19 protein-coding genes, 1 tRNA gene, 1 pseudogene and 1 other annotated feature are annotated in these 18,501 nt (G+C 65.3%); of the genes and pseudogenes, 10 read left to right on the top strand and 11 right to left on the bottom strand.

Annotation, left to right across the window (positions count from 1 at the left end):
- Positions 1-9: 9 nt before the first annotated feature.
- On the bottom strand, positions 10-1,251 hold the full coding sequence (locus GKZ92_RS16870; RefSeq protein ID WP_035751014.1) for a CaiB/BaiF CoA transferase family protein: 1,242 nt from the start codon (positions 1,249-1,251) through the stop codon (positions 10-12).
- A 141-nt stretch (positions 1,252-1,392) separates the two neighbouring features.
- Between GKZ92_RS16870 and GKZ92_RS16865 the strand changes: the two genes are divergently transcribed.
- Positions 1,393-3,177: a long-chain-acyl-CoA synthetase gene (locus GKZ92_RS16865; RefSeq protein ID WP_006360820.1), complete on the top strand. Its 1,785-nt coding sequence runs from the start codon at positions 1,393-1,395 to the stop codon at positions 3,175-3,177.
- Between the two features lie 22 nt (positions 3,178-3,199).
- On the opposite strand, the gene GKZ92_RS16860 is transcribed toward GKZ92_RS16865, so the two are convergent.
- Positions 3,200-3,706, bottom strand: a complete 507-nt coding sequence (locus GKZ92_RS16860) for a hypothetical protein (RefSeq protein WP_006360821.1) — start codon at positions 3,704-3,706, stop codon at positions 3,200-3,202.
- A gap of 58 nt (positions 3,707-3,764) precedes the next feature.
- Entirely contained in the window at positions 3,765-4,415 is a 651-nt protein-coding gene (locus GKZ92_RS16855; RefSeq protein ID WP_035751018.1) for an alpha/beta fold hydrolase, read from the bottom strand.
- Positions 4,416-4,558: 143 nt separating this feature from the next.
- Between GKZ92_RS16855 and pgm the strand changes: the two genes are divergently transcribed.
- A complete protein-coding gene (pgm, locus tag GKZ92_RS16850; RefSeq protein ID WP_155225464.1) occupies positions 4,559-6,202 on the top strand; it encodes a phosphoglucomutase (alpha-D-glucose-1,6-bisphosphate-dependent) in 1,644 nt (547 codons plus the stop codon).
- On the opposite strand, the gene GKZ92_RS16845 is transcribed toward pgm, so the two are convergent.
- Complete coding sequence (locus GKZ92_RS16845; RefSeq protein WP_155225733.1) at positions 6,203-6,901, bottom strand: VIT1/CCC1 transporter family protein; 699 nt, start codon at positions 6,899-6,901, stop codon at positions 6,203-6,205.
- Positions 6,902-7,083: 182 nt separating this feature from the next.
- On the opposite strand from GKZ92_RS16845, the gene GKZ92_RS16840 reads away from it, so the two are divergent.
- Complete coding sequence (locus GKZ92_RS16840; RefSeq protein ID WP_005198469.1) at positions 7,084-7,833, top strand: DsbA family protein; 750 nt, start codon at positions 7,084-7,086, stop codon at positions 7,831-7,833.
- 110 nt (positions 7,834-7,943) lie between these two features.
- Positions 7,944-8,016 (top strand) — tRNA-Ala (locus GKZ92_RS16835).
- Positions 8,017-8,139: 123 nt separating this feature from the next.
- On the opposite strand, the gene GKZ92_RS16830 is transcribed toward GKZ92_RS16835, so the two are convergent.
- Positions 8,140-9,786 carry an Eco57I restriction-modification methylase domain-containing protein gene (locus GKZ92_RS16830; RefSeq protein ID WP_155225463.1) on the bottom strand — a complete coding sequence of 549 codons (1,647 nt, stop codon included), beginning with the start codon at positions 9,784-9,786 and terminating at the stop codon, positions 8,140-8,142.
- Between the two features lie 92 nt (positions 9,787-9,878).
- Between GKZ92_RS16830 and GKZ92_RS16825 the strand changes: the two genes are divergently transcribed.
- Positions 9,879-11,051, top strand: coding sequence for a phospholipase D family protein (locus GKZ92_RS16825; RefSeq protein WP_155225462.1), 1,173 nt, complete (start codon positions 9,879-9,881; stop codon positions 11,049-11,051).
- Positions 11,052-11,076: 25 nt separating this feature from the next.
- Here the strand turns inward: GKZ92_RS16825 and GKZ92_RS16820 are convergent, their stop codons facing one another.
- From GKZ92_RS16820 to GKZ92_RS16805, 5 genes are all read right to left on the bottom strand, one after another.
- Positions 11,077-11,559, bottom strand: a complete 483-nt coding sequence (locus tag GKZ92_RS16820) for a tyrosine-type recombinase/integrase (RefSeq protein WP_230461826.1) — start codon at positions 11,557-11,559, stop codon at positions 11,077-11,079.
- Between the two features lie 43 nt (positions 11,560-11,602).
- Positions 11,603-12,856 carry an IS256 family transposase gene (locus GKZ92_RS16815; RefSeq protein ID WP_155225461.1) on the bottom strand — a complete coding sequence of 418 codons (1,254 nt, stop codon included), beginning with the start codon at positions 12,854-12,856 and terminating at the stop codon, positions 11,603-11,605.
- Between the two features lie 107 nt (positions 12,857-12,963).
- Complete coding sequence (locus tag GKZ92_RS23780) at positions 12,964-13,224, bottom strand: hypothetical protein (protein WP_230461825.1); 261 nt, start codon at positions 13,222-13,224, stop codon at positions 12,964-12,966.
- Positions 13,225-13,312: 88 nt separating this feature from the next.
- Positions 13,313-13,720 carry a hypothetical protein gene (locus tag GKZ92_RS23775; RefSeq protein ID WP_230461824.1) on the bottom strand — a complete coding sequence of 136 codons (408 nt, stop codon included), beginning with the start codon at positions 13,718-13,720 and terminating at the stop codon, positions 13,313-13,315.
- 38 nt (positions 13,721-13,758) lie between these two features.
- Positions 13,759-14,295: a hypothetical protein gene (locus GKZ92_RS16805; RefSeq protein WP_155225460.1), complete on the bottom strand. Its 537-nt coding sequence runs from the start codon at positions 14,293-14,295 to the stop codon at positions 13,759-13,761.
- A gap of 58 nt (positions 14,296-14,353) precedes the next feature.
- Between GKZ92_RS16805 and GKZ92_RS16800 the strand changes: the two genes are divergently transcribed.
- The 5 genes from GKZ92_RS16800 (at position 14,354) to GKZ92_RS16780 (ending at position 17,235) form a co-directional block, all read left to right on the top strand.
- Positions 14,354-14,584: a helix-turn-helix domain-containing protein gene (locus tag GKZ92_RS16800; RefSeq protein WP_155225459.1), complete on the top strand. Its 231-nt coding sequence runs from the start codon at positions 14,354-14,356 to the stop codon at positions 14,582-14,584.
- 156 nt (positions 14,585-14,740) lie between these two features.
- Positions 14,741-15,199 (top strand): hypothetical protein, encoded by a 459-nt coding sequence (locus tag GKZ92_RS16795; protein ID WP_155225458.1) that lies wholly within the window; start codon positions 14,741-14,743, stop codon positions 15,197-15,199.
- Positions 15,138-15,986 (top strand): AAA family ATPase, encoded by an 849-nt coding sequence (locus GKZ92_RS16790; RefSeq protein WP_230461823.1) that lies wholly within the window; start codon positions 15,138-15,140, stop codon positions 15,984-15,986. The genes GKZ92_RS16795 and GKZ92_RS16790 overlap by 62 nt, the downstream gene beginning before the upstream one ends.
- A 119-nt stretch (positions 15,987-16,105) precedes the next feature.
- Positions 16,106-16,741 carry a hypothetical protein gene (locus GKZ92_RS16785; protein WP_155225456.1) on the top strand — a complete coding sequence of 212 codons (636 nt, stop codon included), beginning with the start codon at positions 16,106-16,108 and terminating at the stop codon, positions 16,739-16,741.
- Positions 16,738-17,235, top strand: a complete 498-nt coding sequence (locus GKZ92_RS16780) for a hypothetical protein (RefSeq protein ID WP_230461822.1) — start codon at positions 16,738-16,740, stop codon at positions 17,233-17,235. The genes GKZ92_RS16785 and GKZ92_RS16780 overlap by 4 nt, the downstream gene beginning before the upstream one ends.
- Here GKZ92_RS16780 and GKZ92_RS16775 read toward each other — a convergent pair.
- A pseudogene (locus tag GKZ92_RS16775) lies at positions 17,193-18,475 on the bottom strand (IS3 family transposase). The gene GKZ92_RS16780 and the pseudogene GKZ92_RS16775 sit on opposite strands and share 43 nt — an antisense overlap.
- Positions 18,069-18,197, bottom strand: a sequence feature (AL1L pseudoknot). Its footprint overlaps the pseudogene before it by 129 nt.
- Positions 18,476-18,501: the final 26 nt, after the last annotated feature.

Here is an 18,501-nt window from a genome sequence, read left to right as displayed (position 1 = left end):
ATAGTCGAGTCAGATGACCCCGCCCTCACGCAATTCGGTCAGGTCGGCTGACGACAACCCCAGCATCTCGCCGTAGACGGCCTCGTTGTCGCAACCGGGCGTCGGTGGGCCGGCATTTCGGATGCCGCCGGGCGTATCGCTGAACTGCGGGACGACGCCGGGGCCGAGGACGGTGCGCTGCGCACCCTCGTCATAGTGCTCGGCGATCATGCCGCGCGCCCGCAGGTGCGGGTCGGCGACCACCTCGGCGACCGTGTTGACCGGTCCCACAACGACTCCCGCGGCGCTCAGGACCTCGGTGAGTTTCTCGGCGGAGTACTGCTCCGACCATTCGCCGATCATCACATCGAGTTCGTCCTGGTTGCGACCGCGGGCGGTGTGGTCGGCGAACCGCTCGTCGGTGGCGAGTTCGGGCCGGCCCATCGCCTGGCAGAGCCGGGCGAACACCGAGTCCTGGTTGGCCGCGATGATGACGTGCGTGCCGTCGCTGGTGGGGTAGAGGTTCGACGGCGCAATGCCTTCGAGTCGCGTACCCGACGGTCCGCGCACCACGCCGCCCGCGTCGTAATCGGCGATCGCCGACTCCTGCACGGCAACACAGGATTCGATGAGTGACGCGTCGACGACCTGTCCCTTGCCGGTCACCGTGCGGCGGTACAGAGCGGCGAGTGCGCCCTGCGCGGCGAACATGCCGGCGAGGGTGTCGCCGATCGAAAGTGCCAGTCGCGGAGGCAATTGCCCGGGGTAACCGTTGAGATACCTCAGACCGCTTGCGGCTTCGGCGACAGACGCATAGCCGGCGCGCGTCGAGTCCGGTCCGGTCTGGCCGTAACCCGACACCCGCACGATGACGAGGCCGGGGTTGCGCTCCGACAGCACGTCCGGGCCGATGCCGAGCCGTTCGAGGGTGCCGGGGCGGAAGTTCTCGATGACGACGTCGGCGCGGTCGGCGAGCCGGAGGAAGATCTCGCGACCGCGGTCGGAGCGCAGATCGAGGGTGATCGCTTTCTTGTTGCGGGCGTGGACCGTCCAGTAGAAGCGGTGGCCGTCGACCTCCGCCTGGCCCCAGGTGCGGATCGGGTCGGGCTTGCCCGGCGGCTCGATCTTGATGATGTCGGCGCCCATGTCGCCGAGGAGTCGGGCGGCATGCGGACCCGCGATCAGGGTGCCCAGCTCGAGCACGGTGACGCCCTCGAGCGGGCCCGCCGGGGCTCCTGCCCGGTTCGGCGCGGCAACGGTGTTGTCGGTCATGGGAGACAGTGTGGCCGGTCACAACTGCAACGCCAAGACGAAGGGTCGGTTTTTGGTTGGAACGAATCGATCCTTGCGTTCCATTGTGGCGGATCTCCGGCTATGGTGTGTGTCGTCGAACACAGACTGGGGAGGCTTTGAATGGTTGATCACGCTTCGGGGACCGGGCTCCTGCCCGACATCCGTCTCGCCGACATGGCAGCGGGCGTCGCATCGCTGCGCAAGGACATCGGGGCCGTTCTGCGTGTGCTGCCGGAGATGCTGCCCAAGCCGCCGACGACAAAGATGTCGATCGGCAAGCGTTTCCAGCAGTCCGTCGACAAGTACCCCGACCGCGACTTCTTGCGCTTCGAGGGCTCGTCGATCAGCTACCGCGAGGCCAACGCCCGGGCCAACCGCCTCGCCGACTTCCTGACGCGAGAGGGCGTCGGCAAGGGCGACGTGGTGGCGGTGCTGTCGAAGAACCACCCTGACGTCGTGATCGCGATGCTCGGCATCGTCAAGATCGGCGCCATCTGCGGCATGATCAACTTCCACCAGCGCGGCGCGGTGCTCGAGCACAGCCTGGGGCTCCTCGACGCCAAGGTTGTTCTGTACCAGGAAGATCTGGTCGAGGCTCTCGACTCGGTGCCGCAGAGCTCCCGTCCGGCAAAGGAATTCACCTTCGAGAAGCTGCCGTCGCTGGTCGCGCCGTGCTCGCCGGTCAATCCGAAGGCCACCGAATCCGTCGAGGTCGGGTCGACCGCGATCCTGATCTTCACCTCCGGCACCACCGGATATCCGAAGGCCAGCAAGCTGAGTCACTACCGCTGGCTGGTGGCCATGAACGGTATCGGCGGTCTCGGTATCCGTCTGCGCAGCGACGACGTGATGTACACGGCGCTGCCCTTCTACCACAACAACGCGCTCACGATCTCGCTGTCGTCGGTGCTCTCTTCCGGCGCCTGCCTCGCGATCGGCAAGCAGTTCTCGGCGTCCCGCTTCTTCGACGAGCTCATCGAGAACGACGCCACCGCGTTCAGCTACATCGGCGAGCTGTGCCGGTATCTCCTTGCACAGCCGCCGAAGCCGACGGACCGCGCTCACCGCGTCCGGCTCGCCGTCGGCAACGGCCTGCGCCCCGACATCTGGGACGACTTCACCGGACGTTTCGGCATCGACCGCATCGTCGAGCTGTACGCGGCCAGCGAGGCCAACATCGGCTTCGTCAACGTCTTCGGGCTGTCGAAGACCGCGGGCTTCTCGCCGCTGCCGTACATCGTCGTCGAGTACGACGAGGAGACCGGCGAACCGCTGCGCGGACCCGACGGTCGGGTGCAGAAGGTCGGCAAGGGCGGCACGGGACTGCTTCTCGCGCAGATCAACTCGCGCGTCCCCTTCGACGGTTACACCGACCCGAAGGCCACCGAGAAGAAGATCGTCCGCGACGCCCGCAAGAAAGGCGACCAGTGGTTCAACAGTGGCGACGTCGTCCGCGACCAGGGCTTCCACCACATCGGATTCGTCGACCGCATCGGTGACACCTTCCGCTGGAAGGGTGAGAACGTCGCCACCACGGAGGTCGAGGCCGTGGTGGACGCGCACGACTCGGTCGAGGAAGCCGTCGTCTTCGGTGTTCCGGTGCCCGGCGTCGACGGCAAGGCCGGCATGGCGGCGGTGAGCCTCCACGATGGTCAGGAGTTCGACGCCGCGGGCTTCGCCGCACACGTCCGGAAGGGGCTGCCGAGTTACGCGGTGCCGCTGTTCGTGCGGATCGTCGACCAGCTCGAGCACACGTCGACCTTCAAGAACATGCGCACCGAACTTCGCAAGCAGGCCTACTCCGAGACCGGTGACGACCCGATGTACGTGCTCTCCGGCGACACCTACGTCGAGTTCTACCCGGAGTTCGTCGAAGAACTGTCCGGAGCTCGGCGACAGGAGTGAACGGGGACCGACGTGGGGGGTGTCAGCCGTCCACCACGTCGTAGACCGCCTCGGCCGGCGCGGCCAGGAGCCGATCCGCCATCTCCTGCTTGAGGTAGGTCAGGCGCGCCTCCTCCTCGGCGGTGCGCTCTGCCTGCCGGGCCAGCGCGATGAACTCATCGGTCACGAACCCCTCGCGGATCTCCAGCCGGACCTTCCGGTCGCCACAGGACAGTTCGAAGACGTAGCGCTCGAGCGTCGCGCCGCGGTCGTTGCGCTCCAGTGCGGAGTCGACGGTGAAACGGTTCTCGGTCACCGCGCGGGTGACCATCTCGAAGGTGTCCCGTACACCGGGCCCGGTATGTGCCGTGGCCACGACGATGTCACGGCGCTCGACCGAGCCGGGTTCACCGAGTCGTGGCAGAGCTCGCTCGAGGACCTTGAACGCGTGCGCGACGCCGCCCGGGAAGCCGGGACCGTGGTATCGGGTCACGTCGTCGATGGTGAAGGAGATCTGGGTGCCCTGATCGGTGACGGTGATCGCGCTCATGCGATGGACTCCTTCGTGGTGCGGGCCGCCGGGGACCGGAGACTTCAGCCTGTGAAGTCTACTTACGGTGCACAACGGCCAGGCGCTCGCCGACGAACTCGAGTGCGCTGCGCTGCCAGAGGCCGATGTGATCGAGCATCGCGTGGCCGCCGTCGGGAACATTGACGAACTCGGCGTCGACGCCCTGCGCGGACAACTCGTCGATGCCCTTCCGGGTGCGCTTGGCGAAGGTGCGTTCGTCGGCGTCGCCGTGGACGGCCACCACGCGGGCACCGGGCTGGATGTGTCGCCAGTCGGCGTGCTGCCACCAGGGGGCAAGGGCGAGAACGCCGATGACCCGGCGGTCGGCGGCCAGCTGCGCGGCGACCCGGCCGCCCATCGAGTGGCCGATCGCCACGACCGGTACGCCGGGGTGGCGTCGGCACATCTCGTCGAGGGTTGCGCGGGCCGGGAGCATCGGGCTGCTCTCGTCGCCGTTCCAGCCGTAGACGCGGTACCGCACCTGGTGCACACGCACCGTCCGTCGGTAGCGGAACCGCAGCGACCATGTGAACGGGTACATGCGCAACGCCGACCCCTGCCACGGACTGAACGGCTTGCGACTGTCGTCGGTGCCGCCGGGCAGCACCAGGACGAGAAGGCCGGCCGGGTCACGCCGGGTCGAGAACAGGCCGGGGGAGAGCAGTCGCAGTGGACCGGGATTCAACATGGTCTGGCAGGCCTCCAACGGCACGTCGACGATCGTTTCACCCTAGCGATTCGATTCCGGATGGAATATGGACCGGTCTGTGAGACTCGCTAATTGGTGTCGTCGCACGGGCGAATTCCGATCTTGATGGCAGAATCGCCGATATGGCACATTCCCGCGCTGGAACATTGGCCCTGCCCGAAGACCGCGTCGACGTGGAGGCACTCGAGCGTGCCTATTACGACAACGTCCCAGATCCGTCGGACCCGTTGCAGCAGGTCGTGTTCGGGACCTCCGGTCATCGGGGTTCGAGTTTCGACACCGCATTCAACGAGGCGCACATTCTCGCAACGACGCAGGCCATCGTCGAATACCGGCGCGGCGCCGGAATCACGGGTCCGCTGTTCATCGGTTTCGATACTCACGCTTTGTCGATACCGGCGTGGCGGACCGCGCTCGAGGTTCTCGCGGCCAACGAGGTGTCGGTGCTGACCGCCGAGGACGACTCGTTCACCCCGACGCCCGCGGTCAGTCGGGCCATCCTGACGTTCAACAAGGACAACCCCGGCGTGCTCGCCGACGGCATCGTGGTGACGCCGTCGCACAACCCGCCCCGCGACGGTGGGTTCAAGTACAACCCACCGACCGGAGGTCCGGCCGACACCTCCATCACGTCGGTCATCGCCGCCCGCGCCAACGACCTGCTCGCGGCGAAACTCGACGGCGTCAAGCGGATCCCCTTCGAACGAGCCCGATCCAGCGAGTACATCCAGGACTATTCGTTCCTGCTCGACTACATCGAAGGCCTCGGCGACGTCGTCGACATGAAAGCAATCCGTGACGCCGACATCCACATCGGTGCCGATCCGCTCGGTGGTGCGTCGGTCGGGTACTGGGCCCACCTCGGGCTGCGCTACAACCTCGAACACCTCACCGTCGTCAATCCGACCGTCGACCCGACGTTCTCTTTCATGACGCTCGACACCGACGGCAAGATCCGGATGGACTGCTCGTCGGCGAACGCGATGGCGTCGCTGATCTCCGCGCGCGACTCCTTCGACATCGCGACCGGCAACGACGCCGACTCCGACCGCCACGGGATCGTCACGCCCGACGCCGGCCTGATGAATCCGAACCACTACCTCGCGGTGGCCATCGACTACCTGTTCACGCATCGTCCGCAGTGGTCGGAGCAGGCGGCGGTCGGCAAGACGCTGGTGTCGTCGTCGCTGATCGACCGGGTGGTCACCGGGATCGGGCGGCCGCTGCTGGAGGTGCCCGTCGGTTTCAAGTGGTTCGTCGACGGACTGCTCTCCGGACGCGTCGCCTTCGGTGGCGAGGAGAGCGCCGGGGCGTCGTTCCTCATGTTCGACGGCACGCCGTGGTCGACCGACAAGGACGGCATCATCATGGCGCTGCTCGCCTCGGAGATCCTGGCCGTCACCGGAAAGACACCGTCGCAGCGGTACGCCGAACTCGCCGAGCAGTACGGGGAGACCTCCTATGCCCGTATCGACGCGCCCGCCTCGCGCGAGCAGAAGGCGGTGCTGTCGAAACTGTCGCCGGAGCAGGTGAAGGCCACCGAACTCGCCGGTGAACCGATCTCCGCGGTCATGACGACCGCACCCGGCAACGGGGCGGCGATCGGCGGTCTGAAGGTCACCACCGAGAACGCGTGGTTCGCCGCTCGGCCGTCCGGAACCGAGGACGTCTACAAGATCTACGCCGAATCCTTCAAGGGCCCTGAGCATCTCGCGCAGGTGCAGAAGGAGGCGCAGCAGGTCGTCGACACCGCTCTCGGGAGCTGATCAACCGCCCGCGGGGACGCCGATCGCCAGGCCCACCAGATAGGTGGCGCCGGCGGCGATCGCGCCGAAGCACAGCTGACGCAGCGCGCCCCGGGCGATCGGATGGCGGGTGACGTAGGCGGCGACGCCTCCGGCGATGAGCAGGCCGACGGCGCCGACCGACAGGCCGAGGATCAATGAGGAGAACCCGAGCAGGTAGGGGATCAGCGGGACGACGCCGCCGACGCCGAACATCACGAACGACGAGATCGCCGCCACCCACGGCGACGGCTTGTCCGACGGGGCGACGCCGAGTTCCTGCGTGATGTGGACGTCGACCGCGCACTCGGGGTCCCGATGGATCTCGTGCGCCGCGGTGGTCGCGGTCTCCTCGGTCATACCCATCTCGGTGAACATCTCGACGAGTTCGTTGAGTTCCCCACGGGGATTTTTCGCGATCTCGGAGCGTTCGACATCCACCTCGGCGTCGAGTTGCTCGTTCTGCGTCGACACCGAGGTGAACTCACCGAGGGCCATCGAGAACGCGCCCGCGATCAGCCCGGCGACACCCGACAGGACGATCGTGTGCGCACTGGCCCCCGCCCCTCCGACGCCGGCAACGAGGCTGATGTTGGTGACCAACCCGTCCATCGCGCCGAAGGTCGCCGCGCGCACCCGGCCGCCCGAGACGTCCGGGTGCTCATGGCTGATCGGGTTCATTTCCTCGTCGACATCGCTGTTGGTCACCCGGCGAGCGTAACGACGTATGGAACGAGCCGCCGGGCGCGACTTCCCCCGCCGGTCGAGCCGTGTCGAGATCATCGCGAAAGCGGCACGTAATCGGTGCTCTTCGGCTGTATCTACTCAGCCGATTATCAGTACGGCGCGGATATTGTCGTTACGTGAGCGAAAAGCGTAAGTCGGGAGCCTCCGTGCCCCGCGCCACCACATCGAAGTATCAGCCGAGCGCGCCGTCGAGCACGATGACCTACGTTCTCGGAGGCATCGCGGTCCTGGTGATCGCGGGCCTGGTCATCGGCGGGATCTGGTGGAGCGGTCGTGACAAGGGAACCGCGGACCAGTCCGCACTCGCCGCCAGTTCGACGATGATCGTCGGACCCGAGAACGCCCCGCTGATCGATGTCTTCGAGGATCCCCTGTGCCCGGTGTGCAAGATGTTCGAGCAGCAGTCGGGACCTGCGATCACCGCCGCGGTCACCGAGGGCAAGCTGCGGGTGCGCTATCACACGCTCAACTTCCTGAACTCGCGGTCGGCGACCGGTGACTACAGCTCCCGGGCCGCGGGCGCGCTGACCTGTGTGGCGCAGGAACAGAACACCGACCTGTTCCTCCGGTTCCACAGCGCACTGTTCGCCGCCCAGCCGGCCGAGGACGGCACCGGCAACATCACCAGCCCCGAACTGGCGCGCCTGGCGACCTCGCAGGGCGCGACGCCTGCGACCGCCAAGTGCATCACCGACAACGAGAAGGTCGCGCAGGCCGAAGCGAACGCCACCACGTCGAGCGACGAACTGAAGAAGGCCGCCGGCCAAGTCGGCACCCCGAGCGTCCTCCACGACGGCAAACCCGTCGAAGGACTGCTCGACGGCACCGGCTGGCTCGACGGAATCCTGTCCGGCAACAAGTCCTGATCCAAGGGGACCGGGCCCCGCAATGGGCCCGGTTCCTGCGGATTTGGTCGCCGTCGAGGCAGTGGTGTAACTTTCACAGTGCCCTTGAACAGGGCGGAACAAAAAAATACGGGGCTATGGCGCAGCTGGTAGCGCACCACACTGGCAGTGTGGGGGTCAGGGGTTCGAGTCCCCTTAGCTCCACAGATGAGAAACCCGTTCCGACCTGCGTCGGAACGGGTTTCGTCGTTGTCGGGGTCGTTGCCTACCGCCGCCGGATTGCCTAACTATTGCCTAGGGTGCCGGGAGAGTTGTGCCGTGGCCAGTTCACGATGCTGCGTACTGGAGGCCAGCAGACTGGTTGCGATCCAAGCGGCGATTCATCAAATGGTCTCGCGCCTCTCTCACCGCCCGAAGTACCTCGGGTGTCAACTCTGGAAACTTGGCCGAAATGAGCTCGTCGGTCCGGTCGATAAGGAGTGCGGAGTCTGCACCCTTGCTGCGCACAACCGAGTCCAGCTCACTCAGCTCGTCCTTTGAAATAGTCGCCAGCGGCACAAGCAGGGACCTTATCTCCGAGGGCACCAGTTCGAGGACTCCACCGCCGAAGCTCCTACCGTAGAGTTCGGCGGTCAAGAGCGTTATCGAGTTGTGGAACGATCCCACCAGGTCCTGTGATCGGCGGCGGTATCCACTGAGCATCACGCCTTGATAGATGGTGTCGGTAGTTACGACACCGGCCACATTGCGGATCAGTCGAGGGTAATGATGCGACCGCTTCGAGAGCATGAGGTCTCCCGGCGAAACCACCGGAACCCGATACCAAGGACTTCGAATCCGGCACTTGTATCGAGTGTGGAGGTCGAGCGCCTCTCCGAGTTCGAAGTACTGGCTCGGACCTGGCGATTCGGCCGGGTCACAGGGTCCGAAGGATGTGTCAAGCAGCCATGTCGAGACTCCTGACGCGCGGTTGGTTTGCAGGTCGCGCTCTGTGAACTCCAAACCGGGCGCCTGCCTCGTGCGGGCGAGGAGCGGGCGTGACCAAGCCCCGAGTTCGTAGTTGTCCCGCGTTGTGTCGTTGTAGGAAAAGTAGTCGTTGGCACCCGTGACAGTTGCGACACTGAGGCGCGCGACGGTACCCAGAGGTATTACGCACTCTGCCTCACGGGCAACGTCAAATGCAGACAGTTGGTGCGGTGCTAGCAATAGGCTCGTCCACGTAGTCGCTGTCTCGCTGACGGCGTGAATCCAACGCGACTCCGTTGAGTGGTCAATCACCGTGACCTTCGTCTCGCAGCGTTGCCCTGGTGCGACTCGCCCACTGAGAACGACGACCTCTTGGAGCACTCCCGGAAACGACCCAACGGGAAACATGTCCATCTGAAGTTCCTCGCAGTTCTGTATGAGCCAGTCCCTCACGACCTTTGCCGAGATACCAGTCAGACACTCTGCTGGGATAATGAACGCAAAGACACCGCCAGCTCGTAGCCGGGCAAGCGCCCCCAAGAACAACGGGATCCATAGATTCGCCACCCGCGTGAAGGAGATGCCCAGCGTTTCTGCGAGTTGCTTAATGCTCAATTGGTCCGAAGCTGAAACGAATTGGAATCTCAGGAACGGGGGGTTGCCAACTGCTATGTCGAAACCGGCACCGACCGACGAGTTCTTCGGCTCGAAGAAACTACCGGTCTGTACGTCACCAGGGATGCCACTACTGATCATTGCCTGGTGACAGGACCGAGCCTCCTCGCCGACCAACTCCACAGCCGATAGGCGACTGATCTGATCCACGAGTTCGTGTCGCTGGAGCCCCCGGACGAATGCACCGTCGCCTGCGCTAGGTTCCAGAAGTTGCAAGCCCGTACGACCTTGAGTCAGCGCGCTGACTCGGTCGAGACACATATCGACGAGGGCTGGAGGCGAGTAGAAGCCGCCTCTGAGCTTCTGTGAGTCAAGCTGATCTGCGGTCTTCACGTTTGCATGCTCGCACGGCGCTACGACATCGCTTGGTGCGGGCTGCGGTGTGTCGAGTAGGTGTTACGTGTGTGACACATGAGAATCTACCTGTGACCATGCATTTGGCAGTTCAGCCTTGGAAGGATGGCACCAGTCTCGACGACTGGTTTGCCTCAGTTGGCGGTGCAGACGATGAGGAAGCACAGATCGTCACGATTGTTGTCGCGTGGGCCAAGCGGTCTGGCCTGAGCCTCATTGAGAGCGACCTTCGGAAGATCAGGGCTCGTGGAGGTTCGATCTCAATGATCGTGGGAATTAGCGAGGGCGGCGCGACCCGGCAAGGGCTGGAGCTTGCTCTTGCGCTGTGCGACAGGGTCGAGGTGTTCTTCGACTCCGCGGGGAGGACCTTCCATCCCAAGGTATATTTGTCGCGGTCCGCTTCCCGCGCGCGGATCTTTGTAGGCTCAAACAACCTCACAGCTGGTGGGGTCTTCCGCAACTACGAGGCCGGCCTGGTCCTCGATACTGTTCCAACCGACCACATGGTCACCCAAGTTGAGGAGTGGATTCACCTGTTGCGGTCCGACGCCGAGTGCTGCGTCGAGCTAACTCCGGAAACTCTCGAAGCCGTCGTCGCTAGCGAGCTGTATCGAATCGGCGACGAAGACGTGCGCCGCCAATCGGCTGGCAACAGTGCGGTCGGCTCGACCCCCGGTGCGGTGTTCGGTGTCAGTCGGACCAGAAAGAAGGGTCCGCGTGGTAAGCAGGGTGAGACGGCGACGCCAGCACAGTCTGCTACCGCCGCCGTGGCAATTTCGGGCGAGGTCGTTCGTCGTTGGTCGAAGAAACTGAAGAGGTCCGACGCGCAGCAACTGGGGCCGTCAGCAGGAACCAACCTAACCGGCGCACTCCGCTTGACGATGAGCGGGCATGAGATCGACCAGACTACCTATTTTCGGTACGAGTTCTTTGGTCTGGAGACCTGGCATGCAGACGTTGACAAACCAAATGTGGACTACACGGAAGTGCCAGTCGAGGTGTTCGTTCTAGGTGACGCGTTGGGCGTCATGACATTTCGCGTTGACCATGACGTCAGCCGTGAAGCGGGGCAGGGCAACTTTACGACCGTCCTCAAATGGGGTCCAATGAACGCGCTGCTTCGCCAAACGAGTTACGTCGATAATTGGGTAACACTGGAGGCTCTGACATCTGGCTACCGGCTGTCGATTGTGGCGGACGACCCTCAGACCGCGTCAGGAGGCCCTCTCCAGGCGGGAGTCTGAGCAGCAGAGCGCACGCGCACGCAACTTAGAGAATTCCTGCGCGCGAAAGCACCGTCGCCGCCGCTTTCAACCGGTCGTCGCTCACGCGCCCGTAGACCGCCGTCGTCATGCGTTCGCTGTGGCCATGCCACGCCGCGACGACATCGGCAGGGACACCCGCCGCCCGCATCCGCGAGACCGAGGAGTGACGCAGGTTCCGCAGCGTGATCGAGGGCAGCCCCGCCGCCTTGCGCCGGTCGGTGAACAACCGAGTGTAGTCGCGGACGGGCAGCGGTGACCCGTCGATCCGCGAGAGCAACAGATCGCCGTCGGTCATCGGTCGGCCCACGGCCGTGCGCTCACGCAGGTGCGAGGTCCGCATCGCCTTGACGATGGCCAGCTCACGCGGCGGGATCGGCAGGTCACGCACCGACCGGGCATTCTTCGGATCGCCGATGACATCGTGACCGTTGACATCGACCCGAGCCTGACGAATCCGCAGCGTTCCCGCGTCGAGGTCGAGGGTCAAGCCCCGAGTAGTGGTGTAACTCGTTTCTGATCCTTCGGGGGGGTCAGGCGGGTAGTTGCATCAGTGGATCGGTGGTCGCCTCCGTCGGTGTTGGGGTGTCGGTGGTCAGGGTAAGTCGGCAGCGGCTGAGGACTTCGAGTCCGAGGTAGCGGCGGCCTTCGGCCCATTCGTCGGTCTGTTCGGCCAGGACGGCGCCGATGAGGCGGATGATGGCGTCGCGGTTGGGGAAGATGCCCACAACGTCGGTGCGGCGGCGGATCTCGCGGTTGAGCCGTTCGGTGGGGTTGTTAGACCAGATCTGGCGCCACACGTCGTCGGGGAACTCGGTGAAGGCGAGCAGGTCCTCGCGGGCGTCGCCGAGGTGGTCGGCGACCTCGGGCAATCGGCCGTCGGTGTATTCGAGGAGCCGGTCGAACTGCTCGTGCACCGCGGTGGCGGTGGGCTGGTCATACACGCTGTGCAGCATCGCTTTTACCGCCGGCCACATGGACTTGGGGCATACTGCCATGAGGTTGGCGGCGTAGTGGGTGCGGCAGCGCTGCCATACCGCGCCGGGCAGGTTCGCTGCGATCGCCTCGATGAGCCCGGCATGAGCATCGGAGGTCACCAAGCGCACCCCGCCCAGGCCGCGGGCCACCAGGTCGGCGAAGAAGGTGTTCCACGATGCCTTGGTCTCACTGGTGGCCACCTGCATGCCCAACACCTCGCGGTGGCCGTCGCCATTGACGCCGGTCGCCAGCAGCACGACGGCCTTGACGACCTGTTTGTTCTCACGAACTTTGATCGTCAACGCATCGGCGGTGACGAAGGTGAACGGTCCGGTTTCGTCGAGGCGGCGGTGCCGGAATGCGGTGACCTGTTCGTCGAGGTCTTCGGCCATGCGTGAGACCTGCGACTTCGACAGTGAGTCGATGCCGAGTGTCTTGACCAGTTTGTCCATCCGGCGGGTCGATACACCGGCCAGGTAGCAGTCGGCCACGACGGTGATCAGCGCTGACTCGGCCCGCTTGCGACGTTCGAGGAGCCACTCGGGAAAGTAGCTGCCCGAGCGTAGCTTCGGAATGGCGACGTCGACGGTGCCGACCCGGGTGTCGAGGGGGCGGTGACGGTAGCCGTTGCGGCGGTTGGTGCGTTCGGCAGATCGTGCGTTCCATTCGGCACCGCACACGGCGTCGGCATCCGCCGAGAGCAGGGCGTTGATCATAGTCTGTAGCAGTTCGCGCATCAGATCCGGTGACGCGTCTGCGAGGGCTTGGCCGAGTAGGCCGGCAGGGTCGACAATATGGGGTGCGGTCATCGCGATGACTCCTCGAGGATTCTGTGGAAGGTTGACTCGAAGGATCACGCGGTGGCCGCTTTGCATCGGTCAACAACACAGCGTCAGACACGATCTCGGCCACCGAGTTACACCACTCTATGGGGCACTACTAGGTCGAGATCGGACCACCGCAACCCGCCGATCTCCTCACGACGCAGACCGAGCAGGGGCAGGGCGAAACACCCCGCGAGGCGGTGATCGGCCACCGAGCCGAGGAACGCCGACATCTGTTCGGGTGTCCAGATGTCGCCCTCGGCGACGGCCACGATGACCTTCTGCGTCGGCTCGTCGAGGTGCTGCCTCGGATCGTGGCTGATCCACCGCATCCGCATTGCGTGCGCCATCACGGCCTTGATCGTGACCACGGCCCGCCGCTTGGTCGAGGCCGCGAGGGGTCGGCCCGGCTTGGGGGTGCCGTCGGCGTTGGTCGTCGGCTTAGTCGTCAGGTTGAGCGACCAGTCGATAAGTACCTCGGGGGGTCAACTTCTGCACCGACACCGATCCGAACGCCCGACGTGAGTAGGCCAGTGACTCACGGTCAGCGCGGATCGTGTTCTCACGGGTGCCGTCGTCGGCCTCACGGACCTTGAGCCAATGATCGGCCACATCGTCAAAGGTCCGTTCGGACTTCGCCGCCCACGTCCGCGCATCCCACTGTTTGCGCTGGTCGGTGATCCAATCGCGGGCCGCGCCCTTGGTCAAGAACGTCTTATAGGGCCGGACCTGCTTGCCCGTCACGGGATCGGTGCCCAGCGTCGGACGTGCTCGCCAACGTCCGTCGGACAGCTTGGTCAGTCCGTCATCGGTCCGCTGGCCGCGCTTGCGGGTGTTGTCGGAAGTCATGTCGGGTTCTCCTCGGTGTGCTGTGTGTCGGTGTCGGGTCAGTCGGCGGTTGACCAGTCGCGGCGCAGGTCACCGCGTCGCTTGGCCTCACGAATCCATCTATCGACGGTCGGGATCGCCGCGTGCATCTGTTCGGCGACGTACTCGCGGGGTGAATACCCGAGCCGACGTGCCTCGGTGAGCAGGACGGCGACCTGCCGGTAATGGTCGTCATCGAGTCGCGGGCGGCGTCCGCGACGTTCGGCAACCTCGGGACGTGAGGTCAGGGTCGGGTCGGCGACCTCATCGGCGGTGACGAACGCGCCGTCACCATGGGCAACGAATCGCGCCGCAGCGGCGGCAAGTCGGCGGACCGGCACCTGTCGGATCGTCGAGGGGTCGATCTCGGCGTCGGGGGTGTCCGCGACGACCCGCAATTCGGTGAGACGCGGTGCCGGGCCGTCGAGATCGACCCTGACCACATAGCGGTGATCGTGCCCGACGAGACGAACCTCGATGAGGTCATCGTCGAGACGCCTTGTGCCGCCGGGGATCACGTCACCCTTGATCGGTTCGGGTTCGCTATCAAGTGCCATGAACAAAACGATAGCAGATTGCCTTGATAACTGTCACTCAGTCGCCGACTCTGTAGACATGACGACCACAACCGACACCACCGCCCGCACCCTCGACGCACTGCTCGATGGTCCGCCGACCGTGAGCATTGAGGCCGCCGGGGAATACTTCGGCGTCTCCCGTGCCTACGCCTACACCTTGGCCAAGAACGGCCATATCCCGACGATCCGCCTCGGTGTGCGGCGTCTGCGTGTACCGGCGGCGGCACTCCACCGCCTGCTCACCGAGGGTGAGACCGAAGTCAACTAGCGCACGTCAGGAACGGCGGTGAGGTCGAGGAATGGTTGCGGACCTCTCGACCTCACCGCCGAACATGATGCACAACAGCATGATTCACCGCACAAATACGAGCGCCCGCCCAGCTCACCGAAGCCGGACTGGCAAGACGACCCGAGGAGTTCAGCGGTGAACAACGATACCGCGACGACACCGCCGAACGGGCGCGTGTATCGCGCCGATCTGCCGAGCGATCACCCCGAACACAATCCGTTCGATACCGCAGGTGCCGACGAGAACCACCGCCGAGACCGAGAGCAGGCCGACGCCGACGAGAAACGCCGCAAGCGGTGGGCAGGTCGTCATTACGCCGTCGCCGATCTGCCGACCGGCCAACGGTGGGCACGCACGCTCGCGGGCAAGATCGAGCGATCCAACGCTCAACGCGATCCGGCGAAGTATCCGCCGACGCTGACGATCACCGGCGACAAGGCGGTGAGCGCAGGCGCGACCGACGATCAGGTCGCCGCCCTGCACGCGCTGACCGATGCCCGAGGTCGCCGAGGTGCGATTGCGGGCGGCGGCGATGCACACGGACGCGCGACGGCAGATCGACGCCCTGGCGCGCACACTCACGGCACAACGTGAGGCGGCGGTGGTCCCGCCTGTGCCGGTCACTCTGGCCGATCTGCTGGCACAGCCCGACGACACCGCGACGTACCGCATCGAGGAACTGTGGCCGACCGGCGGGCGGATACTGCTGGCCGCGCAATACAAGTCGGGCAAGTCAACGATGGTCGGCAACGTGCTTCGGACTCTGGTCGATGGTGGCCAGTTCCTCGACAGGTTCGACGTCTCGCCGGTCGGCAAGGTCGCGGTGATCGACACCGAACTCGACACGCGAACGCTGCGCCGATGGCTGCGTGAGCAGAGCATCGAGAACACCGACCGCGTATCCGTCCTGCCGTTGCGCGGCGCGGTGTCGGCGTTCGACATTCTCGACCCCGCTACGCGGTCGCGGTGGGCCGCGCAGCTCGCCGACGCCGAGGTCGTCATCCTCGACTGCCTGCGCCCGGTGCTCGATGCCCTCGGGCTGAGTGAGGACAAAGACGCGGGCCGTGTTCTGGTCGCGTTCGACGCGCTGCTCGCCGAGATCGGCGCATCCGAGGGTGTGGTGGTTACGCACATGGGACACCAGAACGAACGCGCACGCGGTGACTCGCGGCTGCTCGATTGGCCTGACGCGCTGTGGAAGATCGTCCGCGGCGGTGACGACACCAACGACGACGGAAGCCGGGCACGTTACTTCTCGGCGGTGGGCCGTGATGTCTCGGTGCCCGAGGGCTGCTTGACGTTCGACCGCGAGACGCGGCACCTGACCTATGCCGACGGAACCGCCGCGATTCGACCGCCCGCGCCGCCATGCCCGAGCTGATCGCGTTGGTTCGGTCCGAACCCGGCACCCTGTCGAAGAACGCCGCCGAGGCACGACCCGATATGACACGTTCGCGGATACAGCCCCCGCGGCGCCCTCCCTACAGAAAGGGTATCTCGATGAGTACCGAACCGACTGCGCCGCAGTCACTTCCACCTGTTCTGCATCTGACCATGGGATCGAACGCCGGCATGTCCGGCGGCACCGACGTCTCGGCTGAGGTCACGCCCGTCGACCTGTACTCGCTCGACGAAGTGGATCTGACCACCGTCCGCGGGGTGCTGATCAACGGCAACTGCGACCAGATCTTCCTCGAACGACGTCGCGACCTGCTCACCGAGTTCGTCACCGCCGGTGGCCGGGTCGCGATCATGGGGCATCCCCTGACCCGTTTCCTGCCCGGCCTCGGCAAGTGGCGCAAGCTGCAGTACTTCGGCCCCAAGGACCTCGCGATCGTCTCCGGCGACGCGCATCCCGTGTGGGAGGGAGTCGATCCGGGCGACGTCAGTTTCCGACGCGGGGTGTCCGGCTTCTATGCCCGTGGCTACAGTGACAAGCTGCCGGAGGGGGCGGTGGTGGCAAACCGCATCGGCCGCAACGCACTTCCGGTCGACTACGTGTATCCGCTCGGCGCCGGCCAGGTGCTCGTCCACGGTGGCCTCGATGTTGGTGTCTACCAGGAGGACCCGAACACCTCCGCACGAATCTTTCCTCAGCTGCTCACGTGGCTCGCCCAGCAGGAGGCCCAGGTATGACCACGACCACCGATCCCGTCGCCGAACCCTTCGCCCGCACCGACCGCGCGCCGCGCTCGCGCCGGCGCCTGGCGTTCGTCCACGGCGGCTCGCACTTCCATCTGCAGACGATGAAGGACCCGGCGGTGATCGCGCATCAGCCCGAGTTCGTCTACCTCGGTGATCTCGCCGACGGGGATCTCGACGCGTTCGACACCGTCGTGCTCGCCGACCGGCTTCAACCCGTTCGCAAGCACACCGCGCAGCTCCTCGCGGTACCTCAGCGTGGCGGAACGCTCGTCGTGCTCGGTGAGAACGCCGCCCACACCTGGCTTCCGGGCGTCTCGTGGAGTCCTCGTCCGACCAACTTCTGGTGGTGGCTGGAGGGCTCGGACCCGTTGATCCGTACGCGTAACCCCGAGCACGAGGCGTGGGAGTACCTTGAATCGCCCCGGGTTTGCTGGGGGCTCGTTTACTTGGTTCCAGCGACTGCCGGGACCGGGTTCTCACGGTAGCTGGTGACTGTGTGGGTCGACCAGTAGGTGGTCTCGTACTCGACGGGTGGGACGTGCCCGATCTCGCCGTGCAGGCGGCGGTGGTTGAACCAGTCGATGTACTCGGCGACGGCGATCTCGACCTCGCCGACACCGCCCCAGCCACCGCGAGGGCGCATGACTGGGTTACGGATACACTCGGCCTTGAACAACGAGTTGAACGCCTCGGCCATCGCATTGTCGTACGAATCACCCTTGGAGCCAACAGAAGTCACTGCGTCTGCTTCGGCGAGACGTTCGGTGTAGCGGATGGCTCGATACTGCACTCCGCGGTCGGAGTGGTGAATCAGCCCGGCCACGCCCTGGCCGGCACGCGACCGCGCCCACAACCCCATATCCAAGGCGTCGAGCGCGAGGTCGGTGTGCATGGTGGTCGAGACCTGCCAGCCCACGACCATCCTTGAGAAGACGTCGAGGATGAACGCGGCATACACCCACCCCGAGTGTGTGCGGATGTAGGTCAGGTCCGCCACCCACAGCGCGTTGGGCGCCGCCGCGGTGAACTGCCGTTCGACACGATCGGCCGGCTGCGGAGTTTCGGCCCCCTCGCTGTGCGTGGTCTTCCGCGTCTTGGATCTCGTTATCCCGTGCAGCCCATCGGCTTTCATCAATCGCTCGACGGTGCACCGGGCCACGCCGATACCCTTTCTGCGTAGTTCGCCGTGGACTTTGCGGGCACCGTAGACGCCGAGATTGTCGGCATGCACGGTGCGGATCTCACCGAGGATCTCGCGGTCACGGACCACCCGTGGCGCCTCGACTCGTCGAGAGCTCAGATGGGCTCGGACTGTGGACGGAGCGATCTGGGCGGCCGTGTCGCGCAGGGCCGCGCAGATCGGATCGACTCCGTGTTCGTCGCGGAAAGCGGCGACGAACTCCACGATCAACGCTGTGGGCGGTCGATCTCCGCCGCAAAGAAAGCTGATGCCTGCTTCAAGATGGTGTTCGCCCGCCGCAACTCCCGGTTCTCCCGTTCCAGCTGCGCGATCCGCTCAGCCTCGCTGGTCGTGGTCCCCGGGCGGTCCCCGCCATCGATCTCGGCCTGCTTGACCCAGGTGCGAAGCGCCTCCGGGTGCACACCGAGTTGATCGCCGATCCGTTTGAGCGCCCCTGGTCGCGTGGCTGGGTCCTTGCGGGCCTCCACCGCCATCCGCGTCGCCCGCTCCTTCAGCTCAACGCTGTACTTCCGTGGTGCTGCCATGCTCTCCATCCTTCACAGATTCGAGA

Origin of the sequence: Gordonia sp. 135, from assembly GCF_009720185.1 — a bacterium.
In the GTDB taxonomy this organism is placed as follows: Bacteria; Actinomycetota; Actinomycetes; order Mycobacteriales; family Mycobacteriaceae; genus Gordonia; species Gordonia alkanivorans.
The sequence above is the reverse complement of the archived record's forward strand: the minus strand, read 5'-3'. Positions and strand labels throughout refer to the sequence as shown.

Bases quoted from the DNA above. Each gene is read 5' to 3' on its own strand.
- GKZ92_RS16845 (WP_155225733.1), bottom strand. From the start codon at position 6,901: ATGAACCCGATCAGCCATGAGCACCCGGACGTCTCGGGCGGCCGGGTG.
- GKZ92_RS16805 (WP_155225460.1), bottom strand. From the start codon at position 14,295: ATGGCACTTGATAGCGAACCCGAACCGATCAAGGGTGACGTGATCCCC.
- pgm (WP_155225464.1), top strand. From the start codon at position 4,559: ATGGCACATTCCCGCGCTGGAACATTGGCCCTGCCCGAAGACCGCGTC.
- GKZ92_RS16780 (WP_230461822.1), top strand. From the start codon at position 16,738: ATGACCACGACCACCGATCCCGTCGCCGAACCCTTCGCCCGCACCGAC.
- GKZ92_RS16865 (WP_006360820.1), top strand. From the start codon at position 1,393: ATGGTTGATCACGCTTCGGGGACCGGGCTCCTGCCCGACATCCGTCTC.
- GKZ92_RS16800 (WP_155225459.1), top strand. From the start codon at position 14,354: ATGACGACCACAACCGACACCACCGCCCGCACCCTCGACGCACTGCTC.
- GKZ92_RS16785 (WP_155225456.1), top strand. From the start codon at position 16,106: ATGAGTACCGAACCGACTGCGCCGCAGTCACTTCCACCTGTTCTGCAT.
- GKZ92_RS16855 (WP_035751018.1), bottom strand. From the start codon at position 4,415: ATGTTGAATCCCGGTCCACTGCGACTGCTCTCCCCCGGCCTGTTCTCG.
- GKZ92_RS16870 (WP_035751014.1), bottom strand. From the start codon at position 1,251: ATGACCGACAACACCGTTGCCGCGCCGAACCGGGCAGGAGCCCCGGCG.
- GKZ92_RS23775 (WP_230461824.1), bottom strand. From the start codon at position 13,720: ATGACTTCCGACAACACCCGCAAGCGCGGCCAGCGGACCGATGACGGA.
- GKZ92_RS16815 (WP_155225461.1), bottom strand. From the start codon at position 12,856: ATGACCGCACCCCATATTGTCGACCCTGCCGGCCTACTCGGCCAAGCC.
- GKZ92_RS16860 (WP_006360821.1), bottom strand. From the start codon at position 3,706: ATGAGCGCGATCACCGTCACCGATCAGGGCACCCAGATCTCCTTCACC.
- GKZ92_RS16790 (WP_230461823.1), top strand. From the start codon at position 15,138: ATGCACACGGACGCGCGACGGCAGATCGACGCCCTGGCGCGCACACTC.